The 1,202-nt window shown below is 65.7% G+C and carries 1 protein-coding gene; it reads right to left on the reverse strand.

Going from position 1 to position 1,202, the window contains the following annotated elements; translation table 11 throughout:
• Positions 1 to 11 precede the first annotated feature (11 nt).
• Entirely contained in the window at positions 12 to 1,103 is a 1,092-nt protein-coding gene (locus E1165_RS28610) for an IS630 family transposase (RefSeq protein ID WP_243705041.1), read from the reverse strand.
• Positions 1,104 to 1,202: the final 99 nt, after the last annotated feature.

Genomic DNA, 1,202 nt, shown 5'->3' on the forward strand with positions numbered 1-1,202 from the left:
CTAGTGCCCCGTCATGCAGCCTTGAACGGGTAATCCGGATGGCGGATCTTGGATCCGGTGGCGAATCTGGTTTTCGGTCTGGCGTGCTGGTTGCGCCAGCGGATGTAGTCGCCGATGGCGGCGTCCTGTTCGGCGTGGCTGCGGTGGTCGGTGCCGTTGAGGGCGAAGTAGCGCACGGCGGCGAACTCGGCCTCGATCCAGTTCAGCCACGACGCGTAGGTTGGCAGGAACACCAGGTCGACGCGGTTGGTGGCGCACCAGGCGCGTACCTCGGGGTGTTTGTGCGGGGAGAAGTTGTCCACGATGAGGTAGAGGTGCTGGTCGGGCCAGCGGCGGCGCAGGGTCTTGAGGAAGCCGAGGAACTCGCGCCAGCGTTTGCGGTCGCGGATGCGGTAGTGCAGCTTGCCGGTGGTCAGGTCCAGGGCGGCGATCATGTGCCGCACGCCCTGGTCACGGGTGTAGGTGGCGCGTAGTCGCACCGGGTGTGCGACGGGCTGCCAGGCGCGGCCGGGGCGGGGTTGCAGGTTCAGCGGTCCGAACTCGTCGACGCAGAGCACCCGCCCATCAGGTGGTGGGTGGTCGTAGAGGTCCAGGACCCGGCGCATCTTCGTGGTGAAGTCGGGGTCGGTGCTGGCCTTCCACGTCTTCGTGGCCTGCCACGTCACCCCACGTTCGTGCAGGATCCGCCGAATGGTCTCGATGCTGATCGCCGTGACGTAGCCGGCGACGATGAGGTAGTCGCGCAGCTTGGCAAGGGACCAGCAGGAAAACGGTCGGCCGAGGAAACGGGGGTCGCACCGGGCGATGACGCAGATCCAGTCGCGGGTCTGCTCATCGATCCGTCTCGGTGCGCCCCCGCTCCATTTTGGGGACAAAGCGTCGAACCCCCGTTCGTTGAACGCGTGGATCACGTCTCGGACGTAGTCCTCGCTGGCCTTGAGCAGGTGAGCGATGTCCGGGGCTGGCTGTCCCTGGGCGGACATCAGCACCACGATCGCCCTGCGCAGCTTGACCGGGTCCTTCGCGGTCCGGGTGATCTTCTGCAACCGCTGACCCTCGGCCATCGACACCTGCCGGACGAACACCTCCGGCCGTCTGCCCACCGGCCATCACCTCCCACCACAAGTGTTGGGAGACAGCCTGCCCGATACATCCTCAGAACCAGCGGATTACACGATCAACGTTCAAAGACGAGGCACTAG

This window comes from Micromonospora sp. KC723, assembly GCF_004348595.1.
In the GTDB taxonomy this organism is placed as follows: Bacteria; Actinomycetota; Actinomycetes; order Mycobacteriales; family Micromonosporaceae; genus Micromonospora.